This is a genomic window from Phytomonospora endophytica (genome assembly GCF_014202425.1).
Classification (GTDB): Bacteria; Actinomycetota; Actinomycetes; order Mycobacteriales; family Micromonosporaceae; genus Phytomonospora; species Phytomonospora endophytica.
Genome location: NZ_JACHGT010000017.1, coordinates 123124 through 144176, shown reverse-complemented (window position 1 = coordinate 144176; position 21053 = coordinate 123124). Strand labels below are relative to the sequence as shown.

The following is a 21053-nucleotide window of genomic DNA, read 5'->3' as shown; positions in this document are numbered from 1 at the left end:
TCCCGGGGGACGTGGGCGGCGCCGGCCGGCCCAACCCGGTCGGCGACGTGAACGGTCCGTCTATGAGAGGAGGCACCGCCGGTGGCCTTGTCGTAACGGAAATCCCGGCGTGTTCGCTGCGTCGTCTCGGTGAGAGGGATCACCGGGAGAAGTCGTTATGGACGGGGGCTCCGGTACGCCGCACCGATCGTGTGCGGTCTCAGCCGGTGAGCGGGTCGCGGATGACGAAGGAGCTCTCGCGGGCGAAGACCTCGCTGCCGTCGGAGCCGTCGAGGAAGATGCCGCCGTCGCGGGATCGCATGACCGACCCGGGGTAGTTGTGCGCTCGCAGGGTCACCGATCCGTCCGTCGCTCCGGCGACGGGGCAGAAGGTGGCGTCCTCGCGGAACAGGGCGGTGCCCTGGTCTGCGTCGAGTCGCAGGCGGAGTTCGTAGTGGCGGAGGTAGCGGCCGTCGGCGGCGCGGAAGGTGACGCAGTCGGGGTCGGCGAGTCCTGCGACGACGGTGAAGGTGGCGCGCCGGCGGTTCTGCTCGTCGCCGGCCACCGCGAGGGCGGCGAGGTCTCCGGTGTGGGTGAGGTATTGGCCGTTGGCGGCGACCGACTCCAGTGACCAGGACCCGTGCGGGACGAGCGGGCTCCGCGGTGGGTTCGGGTCGGACGGGGAGGGGCGTGGTGGGGAGACGGGGGTTTCCTGGGGGGTGGCCGGGAGTTGTTCGGGCTTGCCCGCTGTCGGGGCGGTGACCACGACCGGTGGCCGGGGTTCGGGGGCGGTGACGTAGGCGACCGTGCCGGCGACGACGAGCGCGGTCCCGGTGAGCGTTCCGGCGACCGGGTGGGAGATGAGCGCCTGGGCGAGTTTTCCGAGTAGGCCGAACTTGATCCCGGTGGCGGTGACCGTCGCGGCGGTCGTCAGTTCTTTGGCGATGAGTCCGGCGGCGAGTCCTGCGGGGACGGTGAGGGGTGCGAAGGTGAGCAGGAGGCGTTCGAGTGGAAGGCGGGATCCGGCCGCGGTCCGGCAGGCCGGGCAGTCGCGGACGTGCCGGGCGATGCGTTTGCGCCACAGTGGACTGTGCCGGCCGTCCCAGCCGTCGATTTCGGCGGTCAGTCGCGGGCAGGCCGGTTCGGTGGCGAGCGCGGCGGCGATCGCGCGGCCCTGGTCGAGTTGTTCGCGCATGCGCTGGAGCCGGACTCCGGCGTGGGCGGCGCTCACGCCGAGTGCGGCGGCGAGGTCGCGTCGGTTCATGGTGCCGGTGGCCTCCTGCCACCACAGCGCGAGGGTGGTTCGGTGTTCGGGGTCGAGCCAGCGGCTCGCCTGGGCGACGTGGCGGCGCTGTTCGGACAGTTCGAGCCGGAGGATGGTCGTCTCCTCGAATCCCGGCTGCGGGTGCGGTGGCTCGGATCGCTCGTCGAAGACGGCGAGGACTTCGCCGCCGGTACGGCGTCGGCGCATGTGGCTGCTGATCTGGTGGATCGCGATGGCCACCAGCCAGGACCGGAAGCTGTTCGGGTCGCGCACGGTGGGCAGGTCGCGAACGGCGCGCAGGAGGGTTTCCTGCACGACGTCGTCGACGTCGGCGTGGCCGCGAAGAGCGTGTCCGACGACGTTGTAGATCAGCGGCAGGTACATCGCGATCAGTGCGTCGCGTGCCCGGTCGTCGCCTCCCTGGGCGGCGACGACGAGGTCGACGTGGCTGGCGTCCATGATGCGCATTCCCGACCACCTTGAGGAGTGCCCGCCGGCCTGGCGGACGTGCGGAGACCTGCGCCGCCTTCCGGCGTCCGTGGGCCGTGCCGACGGCTCACGCAGAGTCGTGGGAGCGGTCCCATCGCGTGTCGGCAGCCAACTTATCGCGAGGGCCGATAAGGGTCAATGCGTTGCTACTCGGGGCATCTGGTCGCTGGGTGACCCGCGCTCGCGGCCGATCGTTGCCGGGCATTCTTCGAAAGTTTCGGCGCCGTGGGGCGCGGTGTCGCGGATTGGCCGTCCGGTGTGCGGGGGCTACCGTGCTTTCGCGGGCGGGGCGGTGCTGCTGCGCACGATCAGCTCGGTGGCGAGTTCCACCCGGCGCTGCGGTGGTTCTTCCCCTTGTGCCAGGGTGACCAGCATCGTCGCCGCGCTCACCGCCATTTCCCTGAGCGGCTGGCGGACGGTGGTGAGCGGGGGGATGTTCCATTCGGCCATCGGGAGGTCGTCGAAGCCGACGACGCTGAGATCGTCGGGAATCCGCAGGCCGGCTTCGGTGGCGGCCTGGTAGACGCCGAGGGCTTCGGCGTCGTTGCAGGCGAAGACGGCGGTGGGTGGTTCGGGGAGGCGCAGCAGTTCGCGGGTGAGGTGCCGGCCGTCGGCGATCTGGAAGTCGCCGATGCGGACCAGTGCCGGGTCGACGGGCACACCGGCCAGGTCCATCGCCGTGCGGTAGCCGTCGAGCCTCGCCCTGCTGGAGAGCATGTGCGGCGGTCCGGTCAGCACCGCGATCCTGGTGTGACCGAGGGCGAGCAGGTGCCGGGTGGCGGCCAGGCCGCCGTTCCAGTTGCCGGCGCCCACCGACGGGATCCCGTCGTCGAGGTCGCCGGTCGGGTCGAGGAGCACCAGGGGCACGCCGCGGCCGCGGAGCCGCTCGGCGTGGTCCGCGGTGAGGCTCGCGAACACCGCGATGACGCCGATCGGGCGGCGGGTCAGGACGTCTTCGAACCAGCCGCGGCCGGGGGTGTGGCGGCCGTGCAGTTCGGACACCACGACGCCGAGGTTGTGGTCGCGGGCGACGTGGCCGACTCCGTTGAGGATCTCGACGGCGTAGAGCCCGTGCAGTTCGCCGAAGACGACTTCCAGGAGCGGTGCGGCCTCGCTGGCGCGCCGCTTGCGGCGGTAGCCGTGCCGTCGGATGAGGCTTTCGATGAGCGCGCGGGTGTCGGGGGCGACGTCGAGGCGGCCGTTGACCACTTTGGACACCGTCGCGATGGAGACCCCCGCGCGTTCGGCGAGCTGCGCGATGGTCAGCGGCTCGCCGCCCGGCTGAGCCTCGTCGCCTGTGGAAGCCATCGCGAGAGTCTAGCCGCAGTGAGCTCGGCGTCCTCGGTTTCGTCCCGGGGGAGTGCTTGACCGGTGCCGTGCCTGATCCCTATAGTCACGGAAGCGTAACTTTCGCGAAAAGTTTCGAAAATAGTCCGTCGCGGGGCGTTGGGTTCCGATCCCGCGGCGTACCCGTTTCCGGTGCGGCGGTGTGCTCGCAACACCGTTCACCGGCAAGGTCCACGGAGTCCCGGCGACTCCTCAGCACAGGCCGGCGCGGACGACGAGTCGAGCCGCCACGCCCGAGTTCGCGATCCGGCCACGTCCGAGTGGAAAGGCACCGCCATGTCCCCACCCGACCGCAGGGATATCACCCCCGCGTCATGGCTCGCCCAGAACACAAGCCGTCGCACCCTCCTCGGAGCGGGCGCCGGGGCGCTGGCCGCCACCGTCGCCGGTGCCGCTTCGGCCGCGGGCCCCGTCGGCACCGCCGCGTTCGCCAACCCCGTCATCTGGCACGACTTCGCCGACATCGACGTGATCCGCGTCGGGGAGGTGTTCTACGCCTCGGCGTCCACCATGCACTACTCGCCCGGCGCGCCGGTCCTTCGCTCGTGGGACCTGGTGAACTGGGAGTTCGCCGGGCATTCGGTACCCCGGCTCGACTTCGGCGCCAAGTACGACCTCAACGGCGGCCGGGGCTACGTCCGCGGGATCTGGGCCTCGTCGCTGGGCCACCGCCGCAGCAACGGCACCTTCTACTGGCTCGGCCAGATCGACTTCGCGCGCACCTACGTCTACACCGCGCGTACCGCCGAGGGCCCCTGGACTCGGCACGCCGAGATCCCGCGCGCCTACTACGACGCCGGGCTCCTTTTCGACGACGACGACACCCCCTACGTCGCCTACGGCAACACCGCCATTCACGTCGCCCGGCTCAGCGCCGACGCGCGCGGCGAGGTCACCACCCGCCAGGTCTTCCAGACCCCGTCGAGCATCGGGACACTGGAGGGCTCCCGCTTCTACAAGATCAACGGCCGGTACTACATCTTCCTGACGCGTCCGGCGAACGGGCAGTACATCCTCAAGTCGACCGCCGGTCCCTTCGGGCCCTACGAACTGCGACAGGTGCTGCTGAACATGCCCGGCCCCGTGCCCGGCGGCGGCGTGCCCCACCAGGGCGGTCTGGTCTCGACTCCCGGCGGCCAGTGGTACTACATGGCCTTCGTCGACGCCTACCCCGGCGGCCGTGTTCCCGCGCTGGCTCCGATCACGTGGACCGCGGACGGCTGGCCGCAGGTCGACACCGTCGGCGGCGCCTGGGGCGCGTCGTACCCCTTACCGAACCTCGCACCCCGTCCTGCCGCGCCGCTCACCGGCACCGACACCTTCCAGGGCACCGCGCTTCGACCGCACTGGGAGTGGAACCACAACCCCGACACGGCCCGCTACCACGTCGGCAACGGACTGACCCTGCAGACCGCGACGGTCACCACCGACCTGTACTGGGCCCGCAACACCCTCACCCACCGGATACCGGGACCGAACTCCACCGCGACGGTCGAGCTCGACCTGACCGGCATGGCCGACGGCGACCGGGCCGGACTCGCGATGCTGCGCGACTCCTCGGCGTGGATCGGCGTCAAACGCGACGGCACCGCCGGCCGCGTCGTCACCGTCGCCGGGATCGAGATGGACGCCGCCTGGAACACCACGAGCACCGGATCCGAAACCGCCGGCGCCGCCGTCACCGGTACCCGGATCTGGCTGCGCGCCACCGCCGACATCCGCGCCGGAAGCGGCCGGCAGGCACGCTTCTCCTACAGCCTCGACGGCACGAACTTCACCGTCCTGGGGCCGCCGTTCACCTTGAAGAACGCCTGGCAGTTCTTCATGGGCTACCGCTACGGCGTCTTCAACTACGCCACCAAGGCCCTCGGCGGGCGCGTCATCGTCCGGCGCTTCGTGCTCGCGGGTCCGGGAGAGGACCCCGGCGGTGATCCTCCCGGACCGGGCCCAGACCCCGACGCGCCGTCCGCGGCGATCACGGTGACCGGCGACTGGGGCCAGGGATGGCAGGGATCCGTGACCGTCACCGCCGGTGCCACCGCGATCGACGGCTGGACCCTGCGATGGACCTGGCCCGGCGCGCAGACCGTCTACTCGGCCTGGAACACCACGTGGTCGCAGTCGGGAGCGACCGTGACCGCCACCGACCTCGGCTGGAACGGCCGCGTGGAGGCCGGGCAGACCCGCGAGGTCTTCGGCTTCACCGCGACCGGTCCGGCCACGGCACCCACCGTCACCGTCGGCCCGGGCTGAGCCCGGGCCGGTGACAACCACACGCCCCCACCTCGATCAAGGAGTCGTCATGTCCACCAGCTCACCCTTACGAAGGCGGGGCCGCCTGCGGACGGCGCTCGCCGTCGCGCTGACCCTCGGTCTGACCGCGACCGGTGTCGTGGCCTTCAGCGCCCCCGCACAGGCCGCCGAGACCCTCGGCGCCGCCGCCGCCCAGAGCGGCCGCTACTTCGGCGCCGCCGTCGCCCCCAACTATTTCGGCGAGGCCGGTTACGCCTCCACCATGGACCGCGAGTTCAACAGCCTCGTCGCCGAGAACGCGATGAAGTGGGACGCCACCGAACCCAACCGCGGCCAGTTCACCTTCGGCGGCGGCGATCAGATCGTCTCCCGCGCGCAGAGCCGCGGCATGACCGTCCGCGGCCACACCCTCGTCTGGCACGCCCAGTACCCCGGCTGGGTCGGCGGTCTGTCCGGCAACGATCTGCGCCAGGCCATGGTCTCCCACATCAACGGCGTCGCCGGCCACTACCGCGGCAAGATCCACTCTTGGGACGTGGTCAACGAGGCCTTCGAATGGGACGGCAGCCGACGGCAGTCGATCTTCCAGCAGCGACTCGGCGGCGGCTACATCGAGGAGGCCTTCCGCGCGGCCAGAGCCGCCGACCCGGGCGCGAAACTCTGTTACAACGACTACGGCACCGACGGCGTCAACGCCAAGAGCACCGCCATCTACAACATGGTCGTCGACTTCCGCAACCGTGGCGTGCCCATCGACTGCGTCGGCTTCCAGAGCCACCTCGACTGGAACTCCGACCTGAGCAGCTACCAGTCGAACCTCCAGCGCTTCGCCAACCTGGGCGTCGACGTGCAGATCACCGAACTCGACATCGGCGGCTCCGGAACGGGACAGGCCGGTGCCTACCAGCGCGTCACCCAGGCCTGCCTCGCCGTCGCCCGCTGCACCGGCATCACCGTGTGGGGCGTCACCGACAAGTACTCCTGGCGCTCCTCGGCCACGCCGCTGCTCTTCGACGGCAACTACCAGAAGAAGACGGCCTACGCCTCGGTGCTCGCCGCCCTCAACGGCGCCGGTCCGGGCCCGGGCCCAGGTCCCGGCGCGGCTCCGCTGCGCGGCGTCGGCTCGGCGCGATGCCTCGACGTCCCCAACTCGTCGACGACACCCGGCACGCGGGTGCAGATCTGGGACTGTTCAGGCGCGGCCAACCAGCAGTGGACCTACACCAGCGCGGGCGAACTGTCGGTCTACACCGGAGACACCCGCCGCTGTCTGGACGCCTCCGGCGGCGGGACCGCGAACGGCACGGCGGTCATCGTCTGGAACTGCCACGGCGGCGCCAACCAGAAATGGACCCTCAACACCAACGGCACGGTGACCGGCCAGACCTCCGGGCTGTGCCTCGACGTCGTCGGATCCGGCACCGCCAACGGTGCCCAACTGCAGCTCTACGGCTGCTGGGGCGGCGCCAACCAGCAGTGGAGCCGCGGTTGAGCCACCCCGTCCCCTGAACCGGCGCGGGTGCGGTCGGCACCACCGGCCGCACCCGCACCCACGGCGACAAAGGAGCAGAGATGAACCGACCGGCAACGCGACACCGCTTACTGTCCGCAGTGCTGGCCGCCGCGGTCGCCGCGGTACTGGCCACCGTGGCCGTCCCACCCCCGGCCGAAGCCCACGACAACGGGATGGCCCGCACCCCGCCGATGGGCTGGAACACCTGGAACACCTTCGGCTGCAACATCAACGAGACCCTGATCCGCCAGACCGCCGACGCGATCGTCGGCACCGGCATGCGCGAGCGCGGATACCAGTACGTGGTCGTCGACGACTGCTGGTTCAACCCCAACCGCGACCCGGCGGGCAACCTGCAGGGCGACCCGAACCGCTTCCCTTCGGGCATGAAGGCCCTCGGCGACTACCTGCACGGCAAGGGCCTGAAATTCGGCATCTACCAGGTCCCCGTCGACCGCACCTGCGCGCAGTACTTCGGCGCCTATCCGGGCGCCACCGGCAGCCGGGGCCACGAGGTCCAAGACGCCCGCCAGTTCGCCGCCTGGGGCGTCGACTACCTCAAATACGACTGGTGCTCCCCGGAGGGGAGCATCGACGAGCAGGTCGCGACCTTCGCCCGCATGCGCGACGCGCTGGCCGCGACGGGCCGCCCGATCGTCTACAGCATCAACCCCAACAGCATCCACGCCAAGACGGGGCCGTTGCGCGACTGGGGCGACGTCGCCAACCTCTGGCGCACCACCGAGGACATCACCAACGCCTGGGACACCGGTCAGAGCAACGGCTACCCCATGGGAATTCAGAACATCGTCAACGTCAACGTCCCCCTGGCCGGTTACGCACAACCCGGCGGCTTCAACGATCCGGACATGATGGAGATCGGGCGCAGCGGCCTGACCGACACCGAGCAGCGCAGCCACTTCGCGCTGTGGGCGATCATGGCCGCACCCCTGATCGCGGGCAACGACATCCGCGGCAGCAGCGCCGCCACCCTCGCCATCCTGAACAACGCCGACCTGATCGCGGTCGACCAGGATCCCCTCGGCCTGCAGGCGATCCAGGTCGCCGGCGACGGCACCCGGCGCGTCCTGGCCAAACGCCTGGCCGACGGCGACGTCGCGGTGGCCCTGTTCAACCAGGGCAACGCGGCGACCACCGTCTCCACCACGGCCGCGGCGATCGGCAAGACCGGCTCCTCCTTCACCCTCCGCGACCTGTGGACCGGTGCCTCCTCGACGACCACCGGCGCCATCTCGGCGACCGTCCCCGCCCACGGCACCGCCGTCTTCCGCGTCAGCGGAGGCGGGACCACCGAACCGCCGCCCACGTTCCGTCTGCGCGGCGAGGCCTCCGGCCGCTGCCTCGACGTCGACCACGCCTCCTCGGCCAACGGCACCCCGATGCTCATCTGGGACTGCCACAGCGGGACCAACCAGCGCTTCACCCGCAACGGCGAGACCCTGCAGGTCCTCGGCAAATGCCTGGAGGCACCCCCAGGCGCCGCGCCCGGCGCCCGCGCCCGCGTCTGGGACTGCAACGGCCAGGCGAACCAGCGCTGGACCCTCAACAGCGACGGTGCTATCGCCAACGCCCAGAACGGGCTGTGCCTGGACGTCAACGGCGGTGCGACGACGAACGGCACCGCCGTGATCGTCTGGACCTGCCACGGAGGCGCCAACCAGCGCTGGAGCCGACTGGCCGCCACGATCGGCCCACCGCTCACCGATCTCGCCCCGCGGCATACGCCGTCTCCGCCATTCCCTCCCGCGCCGCGCGGCGGCTCCCGGGACGCGGCACACGCACCTTAGGAGAATCGCCATGATTCCACGTTCGGCTCACCTCCGTACCCGCGCCTTAGCGCACCTTCTGACGACGGCGCTGACCCTGGCGGCTGCCCTCGTCGTCGGCACGGCTGTCGCGGCGGCCCCGACCGCGGCTTCGGCCGCCGATCCCGCCGTCGCCGCGCCGACGACGGGATGCGGCAAGAACCCCACACTGGCCAACGGCACCAACACCATCTCCAGCAACGGGGTCAATCGCAGCTTCGTCCTGCGCTTCCCGGCCAACTACAACAACAGCACGCCGTACCGCCTGATCTCCGCCTTCCACTGGCGCGGCGGCACCATGTACGACGTGGCCTCCGGTGGGACGAGCGGGGCCCCGTGGGCCTACTACGGCATGCAGGAGCAGTCCAACGGCACCGCGATCCTCGTCTCGCCCCAGGGCTTCGGCAACGGCTGGGCCAACAACAACGGCGAGGACATCGCCTTCGTCGACACCATGGTCAACCGCATCCAGTCGGACATGTGCGTCGACAGCGCCCAGCTGTTCGCCATGGGATTCAGCTACGGCGGCGGAATGAGCTACGCGATCGCCTGCGGCCGGGCGAACGTGTTCCGGGCCGTGGTCGTCTACTCCGGCGCCCAGCTCAGCGGTTGCGCCGGCGGCGGTGCGCAGCCCATCGGGTACTTCGGGATCCACGGCATCTCCGACAACGTGCTCGGCATCGGGCTCGGCCGCTCCCTGCGCGACACCTTCGTCAGGACCAACGGATGCACCGCCCAAAGCCCGCGGGAACCGTCCCCGGGCAGCCGCACCCACGTGACCACCGTCTACACGGGCTGCCGCTCGGGCTACCCGGTCCAGTGGGCCGCCTTCGACGGCGGCCACATGCCCGGACCCGTGGACGGCTGCGGCTGCGAGGACGGTGTCCGGACCTGGACGAAAGGCGAGGCCTGGCGCTTCATCGCGCAGTTCGGGTCACCGAGCGAACCGCCGCCCACGAAGGAGAACGTGATGGTCGTCGGCGGACAGTCCGGACGCTGCCTCGACGTGCCCGGCTCCAGCACCGCCAACGGCACCCGGCTCCAGCTGTGGGACTGCCACGGCGGCACCAACCAGCGCTGGACCTACACGGCGAACGGGCAGCTGACCGTCTTCGGCGGGAAGTGCCTCGACGCCGGCAACCAGGGCACCGCCAACGGCACGGCCGTCATCGTCTGGGACTGCAACGGCCAGAGCAACCAGCGCTGGAACCTCAACGCCGGCGGCACCATCACCGGCGTCCAGTCCGGACTGTGCCTCGATGCCACCGGCCAAGGCACCACCAATGGCACGCAGCTCCAGCTGTGGGCCTGCTCAAACGGCGCCAACCAGCAGTGGAGCACGCGCGGCTGACCTTGCCCGGGGCCGGGCGCGTGGCCGGCTTCGGCCCCTCCCTTCACCGCAATGCCCGACAAACAAGCGAACGGAGCGGACGCATGAGAACGACGATGACGAGATTCTTCTCGGCGCTGGCCGCCTTGGGCCTCGCGGTCACCCTGGTCGCCGCGGCGGTGGAACCGGCGTCAGCGGAGTCGAACGGCGGCGTGAAGGTCATGCCGCTGGGCGACTCCATCACCGAGGGCACCCAGGTGCCCGGCGGCTACCGGATCGGCCTCTGGCAGCGCCTGGCGAGCGCGCGGTACACCGTCGACCTGGTCGGCTCGCAGTACAACGGCCCCGGGAGCCTCGGCGACCACGACCACGAGGGACATCCGGGCTGGCGCATCGACCAGGTGGCCGCGAACGTGGCGGGCTGGCTGGGCACGTACCAACCGCGCACGGTACTGCTGCACATAGGGACCAACGACGTGCTGCAGAACTACGACCTGGGCAACGCGCCGAACCGCCTGTCGGCGCTGATCGACCGCGTCACGAACGCCGCACCCGGTGCCGACGTGTTCGTCGCCCAGATCATTCCGCTGGCCAACAGCGGGCAGGAGAACGCGGTACGGGCGTTCAACGCGGCGGTTCCAGGGATCGTGCAGGGCAAGGTGAACGCCGGCAAGCGCGTGCACCTGGTGGACATGCACGCTGCGTTGGCGACGGCGGACCTGATCGACGGTGTGCACCCGACGGCCGGGGGCTACGACAAGATGGCCGCGGTCTGGTACGCGGCGTTGTCGTCGGTGCCCGGCAGTATCGGCTCGCCCGGCGCGCAGGCGGGCGCGACCATCGTCGGCGCGCAGTCGGGCCGGTGTGTCGACGTGCCCGGTTCCAGCACGGCCAACGGTGTTCAGGTGCAGTTGTGGGACTGCCACGGTGGCGCGAATCAGCGCTGGACGTACACCTCCGATCGTCGGCTCACGGGCAACGGCGGCAAGTGCCTCGACGCGGCCGGGTCGGCCAACGGAGCCGCGGTCGTCCTGTGGGACTGCAACGGCCAGGCCAACCAGCGGTGGAGCCTCAACGCCGACGGCAGCGTCACCGGCCTCGCCTCGGGGTTGTGCCTGGATGTGAGTGGGGCGGCCACTGCCAACGGGTCGAAGATCCAGCTCTGGGGCTGCTGGGGCGGAGCGAACCAGCGGTGGAGCATCCGCGCCTGACGCCGTGCCGGATCCCCCGGGGCCCCGCCGGCCGGTGCGCCGTCACGTCGGCGGGGTCCCGGGGGACAGGCAGGATCGGTTGCCCGGCACACGGTTTCGAACCGACGGAGGATGTCGAGTTGGGGTGGCGGCGTCGATCGGTTCGTTCCCGACGCCGTCTGGGGGATCGGCGCAACCGGCGAGGTCGTTTCCGGCGTGACCATCGTGTCGTGTCCCGTAGCCCACGGGACCGCACGAACGGGGGATAGAAGTGAATCGCATTCCATCGTCGCGTTTATTCGCGCGTATCGGGGCCGTGCTCCTCGCCGGCACTCTGCTCACCTACGCCGTACCCGCCCATGCCGACCCCGAGGACACCTACCTGAGCGTCGGCGACTGGCAGGACGTCCGGGTGCCCGTCGGCATCGGAACGACCGTGCACGCCATCCCGGTCAGCGCCTACACCTTCGCGCCGCCCGTCACCGTCACGAATGTCACGCTGACCGTGGACGTCTCGGAGCTGACCGGCTTCGCCGACGTCGACGTTCGTGACACCGATGGGATCGTGTCCTGCGACCGACTCGGCGACGTGTTCACCTGCGCCCTCGGTGACGCCGAACTGGGCGACGAGTCCATCGTGGGCCTGCCGGCTCCGGAGCTGCACCTCACCACTCGCGACTGGCAGGAAGGGGCCGGCCGGCTGCATATGCGGGTAACCGGGGACGGCGCCGACACCGGGCTGGGCGACCAGTCGGTGAGCGTGATCGACGGTGTCGCGTTCGGGCTCGGCGAGATGCCCCTGGTGACCGCCGGGATCGGCGAACTCGCCCAGATCCCGGTCACCGTCACCAACACCGGTACGCGGCCGATCTACAACCCGAGGCTGCGGGTCTCCGCCACCGGTCTCAAGGCGCCGTCGAAGGCTCCGGCCAACTGCCTGACCTCCGACTACGAAAGCGGCATGGGGATGAGGTTGGAGTGCGCGTTCCCGGTCGTGCTCGAACCGGGCCGCACCTACGAGCTGTCGGCTCCGGTGCGTCTGAAGGTCAGGCGCGACGCCTACGCGCCCGGCTTCACCGACGCGACGGTCGGTTGGGTGGCCTCCGGTGAGGAGACCTACCTGCCCGACCCGCGTCCGGGCACCGGCCCGAAGCTGACCGTGGTGGACGCGGCTCCCGCGCCGCCGGACGCGCCGGTACAAAGCGTCGTCGTCGAAAACGAGGACTGGGACGGTCCGTTCTTCATCCAGATCACCGGCGACAACCGTCCGAACCTCGTACCGACCGCCGGCAGACTGCCCGCGCGGACAGGTGAGGCGACCTTGACGATCGGCGTCGGCGACGAAGGGCCCGGGATGCTGCCCGACAACCGTGGCCTGAGCAACGTGACGGCCGTGTGGTTCGACCTGCCCGAAGGTGTCGTGGTGACCGGGTTCGGCGACTACTGCGAGGAAGGCGCGGGTCGCGGTGAGAATCCGCCCGCGCGCTACGTCTGCGACGTCCACCAGGGGTTCCTCGTCGGCCGCACGAGCACGTTCGAGCTGACCGTCCGCATCGACAGCGTGAACAGGGACGCCACAGGCATCGTGCTCGCCGGATACGGCGGCTACGGCGATCCCCAGCCCCACTTCAACTGGGACACCTGCGACGACAGCAGACCGATCCGTTTCAAGCGATAGACCTCATGGACCCGATGGCCGCGGAGGCGCCTCCGCGGCCATCGGCGTTGAGGCGACGATCCCCGTGCGGTGTGCCGGGGTCGTGCAGCCCGTGAGGCGAGGTGACCGCCTCATCGCATTCCCGTTGCGGAAATCGACTGGTTTGAATACGTTGGGGTGGAGTCGGTCATGGGGATGACCGGCGCACCGGAAACCGGGGGACGGTATGCGATCTGCCGAGACCAGCACGGCCGCGCGCCTCGCGACATGGCTCGCGGCGCACATGGAACGGCACCGGATCTCGCCGCAGCAGGTCGGGCGCGAACTCGGCGTGGGCGCCGGCGTGGTGCGTCGGTGGCTGTCGGCCGCTCGGCGCGGGGCCGCGTTCGAGGCGGGGGAGTTCGATCACCTCGACACCCCCGTGAAACTCGGTGCCTGGCTGCGGGCGCGGATCGCCGACTCGGGACGAACGGTTCGCGAGATCGCCGCGACGACCGAGGACGTGTCGATGAGCACGATCTACAACTGGCTCAAGGGTGAGCATCTGCCGGCACCTCCGACCACCGACAGTCCCGATCGCTTCGACCTGCTGCTGAGCCATGCCGCGCTCGGACTCGACCTGCATCAGCGGGTCGGGCTCGACGAGGTCCGCCGGCGCCTCACCGGCGCCGCCCCGGATTTCGGGCCGGGGGTGGTGTGGGAGTCACGTGCGCTTCCGGGGGCGAACCGGTCGTTCACCGGGCGGCGCAGGGCCTTGCGGCGCCTGGACCGGCTGCTGGGCGACTACGGGCGCGGGACGGGCGTCCTCGTCGCACTCACCGGCATGGGAGGCGTCGGCAAGACCGCCTTGGCCGTCCATTGGGCCCGATCGGACCAGGTGAAGGCGACCCTCACCGACGGCGCCCTGTACCTGGACTTGAACGGCTACAGCACGTCCACGCCGGTCGACACCGAGACGGCACGGATCCGGTTGCTCTTCCAGCTGGGAGTTCGTCCCGAGGAGATCCCCGCCGACCCCGACGCGCAGCACGCGCTCTACCAGCGTTCGCTCACCGGGCGCCCCGTGTTACTGGTGCTCGACAACGCCCATGCCGCCTCGCAGGTGCGCCCGCTGCTCCCGGCCGATCCGAAGTGCCTCACGGTGGTCACCAGCCGCGGTCGGCTGTCCGGATTGGACGTCACCAGCAGCGGCCTGTCCCGCGTCGCCGTCGACGTCCTCGGGCCGGACGAAGCCGCGTCCCTGCTGCGCGAGCTCCTCGGCCGGCTCGCCGTCAAGTACACCCCCGAAGAGGACGTCGACACCTTGGCCGAGGCCTGCGGACGACTGCCGCTCGCGCTCCAGATCGCCGCGGCGAACTATCTGACCCACCATCACCCGCGCCGCGAGACCGTCGCCGGCTACACGCGCCTGCTCGAAGCCGACCGCCTCGGAGCCTTGGCGATCGGACCCGCCGACCCGGATACCGCGATCACGGCCACTCTCGACCTCTCCCACCACCGCCTCAGTGCGGGTGCTCAGCGCGCGTACCGCATGCTGAGCCTGCATCGGACATCCGACTTCTCGATCCCGTGGGCCGCGAGCGTCCTGGCGGCCGACACCGGCAACGTACCTGGGCTCCTGACGGAGCTGACGCACGCCAACCTGCTCTCACTCGATGCCAACGGCCGCTACTCCTTCCACGATCTCCTGCGGGAACACGCCGCCGGTCTCGCCGAGACCCACGAGAGCGCCGCCGACCGGCGAGACGCGATCGAACGCGGGCTCGACCACTGGCTGCACTCGGGTGTCGCGGCGTCCAGGGCGATCGAGCCGAGCAGAGAGCCGATCGACGTGACCGAACCGGCCGCCGGTACCGCGCCGGAGACCTTCGCCGGCTTCGAGGAGGCGTCGGCGTGGTTCGACGCCGAACACCGGGGGATGCTCGCGGCCGTCGCCCATGCCGCCGAGACCGGGCGCGACCACCACGTGTGGCGGCTGGTGTGGACGATCCTGAACCACCTCGGTGACAGCGGCCTGTGGGGGCGCCAGCTGGAGGCCGCGCGTCTGGCGCTCGAAGCGGGCGATCGCCTGGGCGACCCTGAGGTGCGGGCCCGGGGTCACCGCTTCCTCGCGTCCTCGGCGATCCACCACTCGGCCCTCGGGCGTGCCCGGTTCCATTTTGAGCGGGCGCTCGGCCTCTACGGTGAGTCCGGGAACGTCGCGGGCCAGGCCGCCGTGAACCATGGTCTGTCCTATGTGGAGGAGCGCGCGGAGAGATTCGGAGCCGCCCTGGACCACGCCCATCAGGCCCTGATCCTGGAGCGGGTCGGCGGGTCCCGTCCCGGCCAGGCGCGGGCGCTCAACGCGATCGGCTGGCTGTCGGCCCAACTGGGTCGCCTGGACGAGGCCGTCGAACCGTGCCTGGCGGCCCTGTCGATCCACGAGGAGCTTGGCGACCGCACCAGAATCGCCCATACCCGCGACAGTCTGGGCTACCTCCGCCACCGCCTCGGTGACTCCCGGGGCGCGATCCTCGACCTTGAGCGGGCACTCGACCTGTTCCGCCACGCGGGCAACGCCTACGAGCAGGCCGGAACCCTCGGCCGTCTCGGCGACGTCCACGCGGAGCTGGGCGACCGGGACGCCGCCGCGGGAGCCTGGCGCGAAGCGCTCGGCCTTTACACCAACCTCGGCCACGGGTACGCCGAGACGATGCGTGAACGTCTGCGCGGCCTCGACGGACCCGCACACGGCGAGGGGCCGCGGCCGGCTCTTTGTGAAGAACCGACCGCGGCCCGCCCCGTCAGCAGGCCTTGATTCCGTCGGCCTTGTCGTTGTTGTCCTTACCGACGTTGGGGTTCCACGACTGTGCTTCCCCGGTCGCCCAGAGCTGCACCCAGGCTCCTCGCCAGTCGTAGACCCTCGTGCGGGCCCCTCCGGACTGGTTGTTGTGCCATGAGGTGGTCTGGTCGTTGAAGCCGTAGCCGCCGAGATCCTGGATGTAGCCGCAGGAGGAGAAGCGGAGCCGGCGGCCGTCGTAGTTCGCGTGCTCGTACAGGCAGGTCCAGTAGTACGAGCAGTTCGGGGTCCCCATCGGAACCGCCTTCTCGCCGGGACCGTAGGCGGTCGGCTGACCGGCCGCCGGAATGGTGAGGACCACTGCCCCGTTCTCCCAGGCGATCTCGTTGTCGTTGATCTGCTTTCCGTCCGGGTGCTGCGCCAGCAGGGCGTCGATCTGCGCCTGGACGGAGGAACCGGTCGCGGGTGCGGCCACCGCTGCCGACTCCCCGCCGATCAGGGCGATCACGATGGCCGCGCACGTGATCAGCATGGACGTGAGAATCGGCCTTCGGGTCTTTCGTTGGAGTCGCACGTTGTTTCCTTCCTCGAAGGGTCTCCCGGGAAGGAGGGCGGGCCTCACGAAGCCCTGCCGCGCGACCGATCATTCGCCCGCCCCCGGAGTTCAACGCCTCGTGGGAACACCGCCCCGATCCCGGATTCAGCCCGCCTCCTCGCGTTTCTCCGAGTGCCGGAGCCGCGAAGTGGTGAACGAGGCCCAGTGAACCGAGACCGGAACGCGGCGGCCAGGGATCATTCGAATCCGTTGGAATCGAGGCGAATCGACGATGGCCGCGGCGGTGGAGACCACTGTGGGCGATGCGGCGTTCCGGGCGTCATCGCCGACCAGCGCCTTCACCCGTCGGTGTGTCCGGTCAGGTGGAGTTCGGTGATGAAGGCGCTGATCTCGTCGGCTTCGGGGACGTCGAGGTCGATGTAGAGGTCGAGGGCCTGTCGGGCGTGAGTCCCGGCGTTCGCCATGTCGCCGAGGTCGCGGTGTGCGCGGGCCAGACCGTCGTGGGCGCGGGCCTGTTCGGGGCGGTAGCCGACCTCGCGGGCGATGGCGAGGGCGCCTTCGTGTTCGGTGACGGCCTGGGCCAGGTCGCCCATGGCTCGGGCGGCCTCCGCCAGGGCGTTGAGGGACTCGGCCTCGTCGCCGGGGAAGTCGTACGCACGGCACAGCTCCAGAGCGTCCTGATGGTGACGGCGGGCCTGGTCGTGGCGGCCTTCGCGCCGGCACAGCAGCCCGAGGTTGTTGAGGACGATGGTCTCGCCGATGCGGGAACCGTTCTCGCGGTACAGGCACAGCGCGCGACGCTGGTGCTCGTGGGCGTCTTCGTAGCGGCCGTGATGTTGGTGGATGATGCCGAGTTCGGTGAGGCATCTGGCTTCGCCGCCGTGGTCGTGGAGATCCCCGAAGAGCGTGACGGCCGACCGGAAGTGGTCTTGTGCCTGCTCGTAGGCACGTCGCCGTTGGGCGTGGATGCCGAGGTTCTGCGACGCCCGGGCCTCGGCGACGCGGTCGCCGCTGTCGCGTGCGAGATCGAGGGCGCGCCGGTAGTGTTCACCGGCCTTCTCGTAGTCGCCGTGCCACCAGTAGTGCACTTCACCGGCGTCGAGGAGGGTGCGCGCCTCGGTGGACCGGTCGCCGTTGTGGCGACTGGTGCGCAGCGCGAGCTCGTGGAAGGCCATCGCGTCGGCCTGGTGTGCGTGACCGAGCAGGTAGCGGTGCATGGTGATCGCCAGACGGCCGGTGTCGGCGGGCCGGTCGTGGTCGGCGGTGTGGCGGCCGAAGACGACGAGGTTGGCGCGTTCGGTGTCCAGCCAGGTGAGCGCTTCGGTTTCATCGCGCGGTAGTGCGGTGGGGGTCTCGGGTGTAGGGATCCGCGGTAGGCGGTTCTGTTCGCCGGGATACAGCAGGCTTACGGCCACGCTCGCGGTGTGGAGGTAGTGGTGGATCAGCCGGTCGAGGGCCTGGCGCTGGCCGCTTTCGGGTTCCTCGGCGGTGGCGGTGGCCAGGGCGTGCTCGCGCAGCAGGTCGTGGAAGGTGTAGCGGCCGGGTTCGTGCTGGGCGAGGACATGGGCGTCGAGGAGGTCCTCCAGCAGGGTTTCGGCCTCGGCGAAGGAGACGCCGGCGAGCGCGGCGGCGGCGTCGGCTCCGATGTCGCGGCCCGGCTGTAGCCCGAGGAGCCGGAACATGCGTTGCTGGCCGGCGGTCAGTTGCTGGTACGACAGGGTGAACGCGGCCGCCACGCCGCGTTCGGACGTGTTCAGTTCGGCGAGTCGGCGACGCTGGTCGCGGAGTCGGGTCGCCAGGTACTCGACCGTCCATCGTGGACGGTGGTGGAGGCGGGCGGCGGCGATGCGGACCGCCAGGGGCAGGAACCCGCAGAGTTGGAGCACGTCGAGGACGGCGACCGGTTCGGCCTTCGCGCGTTCGCCGACGATCGCGGTGAACAGCCCCAGGGCGTCGGCGGCGGGCAGTACGTCCATGGACAGTGCTCGTGCGCCGTCGAGGTCGATCAGCCGTCTGCGGCTGGTGATCAGGACGAGGGCTCGGGAGGTGCCGGGCAGCAGCGGGCGTATGTGGTCGGTGCTCAGGGCGTTGTCGAGTACGACCAGGGCCCGCCGCTTCGACAGTTCGGAGCGCCAGATGGCGGAGCGGTCGGCGAGCGTCGCGGGAATACGTTCGCTGGGAACGCCGACTTGTCCCAGGAGGATCGCGAGCGCGGCACTCGCGTCGAGCGGTGCCTGTCCGGCGGTGTGCGCCTGTAGGTCGACGAAGAGTTGCCCGTCGGGGAAGTGCCCGGCGAGGTGGTGTCCGGCGTGGACGGCGAGGGTGGTCTTGCCGACGCCCGCCATCCCGTCGATCGCCGAGATCGTCATGACACCGTCGTCGCGGCCCGTCCACAGGTGTGTCAGGTCGTTGAGTTCGCCGTCGCGTCCGGTGAAGTCGGGTACGTCGTAGGGCAGGAAGTTGACGCGTCGCTGTTCGGTGGGCGCGGGCGCCGGGGGCCGGAGTCCGGGTTCGTCGCGCAGGATGTCTTGTTCGAGTGTGGTGAACGCGGTTCCCGGGTCGAGGCCCTGCTGTTCGGCGAGGTTCGCCCGGAAGGTCCTGGCGACGGCGAGTGCGTCGGGCTGGCGTCCGGCGCGGTGCAGGGCGAGCATCAGCTGGCGGCACAGGCGTTCCCGCGATGGGCTGGCCGCGAGGTGGGCGGCCAGCTCGTCGATGATCTCGTCGTGGTGGCCCGCGTCGAGTTCCAGGTCGCCGAGTTGTTCCACGGCGGTCAGCCGCTGCCCGTTCAACCTGGCCCGGGTGGCCGGTACATAGTGGGCGGTGATGTCGGCCAGGGGCTCGCCGCGCCACAACGCCAGCGCTGAACGGATCAGCGTCGCGGCCTCGTCCGCGGAGGCGGTACGCGCTTCGGTGAGGAGGTTCGTGAACTCCGTCAGGTCGAGCTGCCCGGGCGCGGGGGTGATGACGTACCCGGCGGGCCGTGTCGCGAGGATCGCGTCGGCCGCCGATTCACGCAGCATCCGCCGGATCGCGGCGATCGTGGTCTGGATCTGCGCGCGGGCCGAGTCCGGCGGCGCCGGACCCCACATCGCGTCGATCAGCCGGCCGGTACTGATCACGGTTCCCGCGTGCAGCAGCAGATAAGCGAGCACCGCCCGGTGCCGGGGCGCCAGCGCGGGCGTTCGCGGACCGGGGCCCACCGCCTCGACCGGGCCGAGGATCGCCAAGCGCATGCCGTTCTCCTCTGGCCGCCGAGTCGTGCGTAGAGATCGCATCGGGAATCTATCAAGGGCCACCAGCACGATTACCCCATGGAAGCGCTCCCCTTCGTCGACCCGGAGACCGCCACCGGCGAGACCCATCGACTGCTGACCGCCGCGCACCAGGCGCTGGGGGTGGTCCCCAACCTGGTCAAGGTGATGGCCAACAGCCCCGCGGTACTCGACGGCTACGTCGGTGTACTGAGCGCACTGAGCACCGAGAAGACCCTCCCGGCGGACGTGCTCGAACGCATCGCCTTGCTGGTGGCGCAGGAGAACCGCTGCGACTACGGCCTGTCGGCGCACTCCTTCCTCGGGACCAAGGTCGCCGGGCTCACCGAGGCCGAGGCCACCCGTGCGAGGCACGGGAAGGCCGACACCCCGCGGGCCGCGACCGTCCTGGCCCTGGCCCGCTCGGTGATCCGCGACCACGGTGCCGTCACCGATGAGCAGCTCGCCGGGGCCCGCCGGGCCGGTGTCTCCGACGGCCAGATCGTCGAGGTCATCGCGTTCGTGGCCCTCAACGCCTTCACCAACTACCTCGCCAACGCCGCCCGTGTGGCCATCGACTGGCCGCTGGTACGCCACACCGACCGAGAAGAGCCCCTCATGGATCTCGTCCCCCTGTCCGACGTCAGTGCCGAGAACGCCGCCGCCTGGCACGCGGTGGTGACGGCCTCCCTCGCCCACGATCTGCCCGCCGAGCCCCGGCCCACCGTCGAACAGGTACACGGCCGGCTCACCGCCGCGGGGCTGGACAGTCGCCGCCTTCTCTGGCTGGCAACGGATCCCGGCGGTGCGGTCGTCGGCGTCGCCGGGCTGCGGTTGTTCACCTCGGCCGGTCAGGACCACCTCGCGGAGCTGGAGGCCCACGTCGACCCGGGGCATCGGCGCTTCGGCGTCGGCTCGCGCCTGTTCGACGCGGCCGTGTCCGCCGCGACGGCAGACCGGCGCCGGAGCCTGATCACGGCGGTGACCGGTGACGGACCGGGCGACGCCTTCTGCGCCGCGCGGGGCTTCCGGCGGGTGCTGTCACTCGACCAGTTGCTCCTCGACGTCGCGCACGCCGACGACGCCGAAGCCGACAACGAGCGCACCGGCTATGAGCTGGCCACGTGGACCGGCACCGTTCCCGACGAACTCGCCGAAGCCTTCGCCGCGGCCAAGAACGCGATGAACGACATGCCCACCGGCGACATGGACTACGGCACCCAGACCTGGACCGCCGATCGTGTCCGCGCCATGGCCGCCGTACTCGCCGACCGCGGCGATCAGCTGCTGACGACCGCCGCCGTCGGCGAGGGCGAGATGGCCGGGTACACCGAGCTCGTCATCCGCGCGGGGGAGACCCGCCGGGCGTGGCAGTACGACACCGTCGTCGTACCCGCGCATCGCGGCCACGGCCTCGGGCTGTGGATGAAGGCGGCGATGGTGCGCAGGCTGCGCGCCGAACGCCCCGACATCGTCGAGATCGAGACCGACAACGCCCTCGACAACACCCACATGATCGCCGTCAACCGGCGACTGGGTTTCCGCGCCTACCGCCGTACCCACGAATACCAGCTCGACCTGCCCACCACCTGACCCCCGTTCACCACCCCGGAAAGGGA

General features: G+C 70.6%; 12 protein-coding genes. 8 read left to right on the top strand and 4 right to left on the bottom strand.

From position 1 onward, the window contains the following. Nucleotides 1-199: 199 nt before the first annotated feature. Both HNR73_RS31955 and HNR73_RS31950 read right to left on the bottom strand, forming a co-directional pair. Entirely contained in the window at nt 200-1711 is a 1512-nt protein-coding gene (locus tag HNR73_RS31955) for a sigma-70 family RNA polymerase sigma factor (protein WP_239122267.1), read from the bottom strand. Between the two features lie 288 nt (nt 1712-1999). Continuing rightward, on the bottom strand, nt 2000-3040 hold the full coding sequence (locus HNR73_RS31950; RefSeq protein WP_184791417.1) for a LacI family DNA-binding transcriptional regulator: 1041 nt from the start codon (nt 3038-3040) through the stop codon (nt 2000-2002). A gap of 315 nt (nt 3041-3355) precedes the next feature. On the opposite strand from HNR73_RS31950, the gene HNR73_RS31945 reads away from it, so the two are divergent. The 7 genes from HNR73_RS31945 (at nt 3356) to HNR73_RS31915 (ending at nt 15645) form a co-directional block, all read left to right on the top strand. Further along, nucleotides 3356-5332: a family 43 glycosylhydrolase gene (locus tag HNR73_RS31945; RefSeq protein ID WP_184791416.1), complete on the top strand. Its 1977-nt coding sequence runs from the start codon at nt 3356-3358 to the stop codon at nt 5330-5332. A gap of 49 nt (nt 5333-5381) precedes the next feature. Then, complete coding sequence (locus HNR73_RS31940) at nt 5382-6824, top strand: endo-1,4-beta-xylanase (protein ID WP_184791415.1); 1443 nt, start codon at nt 5382-5384, stop codon at nt 6822-6824. Between the two features lie 80 nt (nt 6825-6904). Further along, on the top strand, nt 6905-8653 hold the full coding sequence (locus tag HNR73_RS31935; protein WP_184791414.1) for a glycoside hydrolase family 27 protein: 1749 nt from the start codon (nt 6905-6907) through the stop codon (nt 8651-8653). Between the two features lie 10 nt (nt 8654-8663). Further along, the gene (locus tag HNR73_RS31930) at nt 8664-10022 is read left to right on the top strand and encodes a ricin-type beta-trefoil lectin domain protein (RefSeq protein ID WP_184791413.1); all 1359 of its coding nucleotides are present in this window, start codon (nt 8664-8666) and stop codon (nt 10020-10022) included. Between the two features lie 95 nt (nt 10023-10117). Continuing rightward, nucleotides 10118-11212, top strand: coding sequence for a ricin-type beta-trefoil lectin domain protein (locus tag HNR73_RS31925; RefSeq protein WP_239122268.1), 1095 nt, complete (start codon nt 10118-10120; stop codon nt 11210-11212). Nucleotides 11213-11462: 250 nt separating this feature from the next. Then, a complete protein-coding gene (locus HNR73_RS31920) occupies nt 11463-12869 on the top strand; it encodes a hypothetical protein (RefSeq protein WP_184791411.1) in 1407 nt (468 codons plus the stop codon). 205 nt (nt 12870-13074) lie between these two features. Further along, a complete protein-coding gene (locus HNR73_RS31915) occupies nt 13075-15645 on the top strand; it encodes a tetratricopeptide repeat protein (RefSeq protein ID WP_184791410.1) in 2571 nt (856 codons plus the stop codon). Here the strand turns inward: HNR73_RS31915 and HNR73_RS31910 are convergent. Then, entirely contained in the window at nt 15632-16159 is a 528-nt protein-coding gene (locus HNR73_RS31910; RefSeq protein WP_184791409.1) for a peptidase inhibitor family I36 protein, read from the bottom strand. The two genes, HNR73_RS31915 and HNR73_RS31910, sit on opposite strands and share 14 nt — an antisense overlap. 362 nt (nt 16160-16521) lie before the next feature. After that, on the bottom strand, nt 16522-19416 hold the full coding sequence (locus tag HNR73_RS31905) for an AfsR/SARP family transcriptional regulator (RefSeq protein WP_184791408.1): 2895 nt from the start codon (nt 19414-19416) through the stop codon (nt 16522-16524). Nucleotides 19417-19494: 78 nt separating this feature from the next. On the opposite strand from HNR73_RS31905, the gene HNR73_RS40315 reads away from it, so the two are divergent. After that, complete coding sequence (locus tag HNR73_RS40315) at nt 19495-21027, top strand: GNAT family N-acetyltransferase (protein WP_239122269.1); 1533 nt, start codon at nt 19495-19497, stop codon at nt 21025-21027. Nucleotides 21028-21053 lie beyond the last annotated feature (26 nt).

What these genes read in the sequence shown, in the direction of transcription:
- HNR73_RS31910 (WP_184791409.1), bottom strand. Translation starts at nt 16,159, where the DNA reads ATGCTGATCACGTGCGCGGCCATCGTGATCGCCCTGATCGGCGGGGAG.
- HNR73_RS31925 (WP_239122268.1), top strand. Translation starts at nt 10,118, where the DNA reads ATGACGAGATTCTTCTCGGCGCTGGCCGCCTTGGGCCTCGCGGTCACC.
- HNR73_RS31905 (WP_184791408.1), bottom strand. Translation starts at nt 19,416, where the DNA reads ATGCGCTTGGCGATCCTCGGCCCGGTCGAGGCGGTGGGCCCCGGTCCG.
- HNR73_RS40315 (WP_239122269.1), top strand. Translation starts at nt 19,495, where the DNA reads ATGGAAGCGCTCCCCTTCGTCGACCCGGAGACCGCCACCGGCGAGACC.
- HNR73_RS31945 (WP_184791416.1), top strand. Translation starts at nt 3,356, where the DNA reads ATGTCCCCACCCGACCGCAGGGATATCACCCCCGCGTCATGGCTCGCC.
- HNR73_RS31930 (WP_184791413.1), top strand. Translation starts at nt 8,664, where the DNA reads ATGATTCCACGTTCGGCTCACCTCCGTACCCGCGCCTTAGCGCACCTT.
- HNR73_RS31915 (WP_184791410.1), top strand. Translation starts at nt 13,075, where the DNA reads ATGCGATCTGCCGAGACCAGCACGGCCGCGCGCCTCGCGACATGGCTC.
- HNR73_RS31955 (WP_239122267.1), bottom strand. Translation starts at nt 1,711, where the DNA reads ATGCGCATCATGGACGCCAGCCACGTCGACCTCGTCGTCGCCGCCCAG.
- HNR73_RS31940 (WP_184791415.1), top strand. Translation starts at nt 5,382, where the DNA reads ATGTCCACCAGCTCACCCTTACGAAGGCGGGGCCGCCTGCGGACGGCG.
- HNR73_RS31935 (WP_184791414.1), top strand. Translation starts at nt 6,905, where the DNA reads ATGAACCGACCGGCAACGCGACACCGCTTACTGTCCGCAGTGCTGGCC.
- HNR73_RS31950 (WP_184791417.1), bottom strand. Translation starts at nt 3,040, where the DNA reads ATGGCTTCCACAGGCGACGAGGCTCAGCCGGGCGGCGAGCCGCTGACC.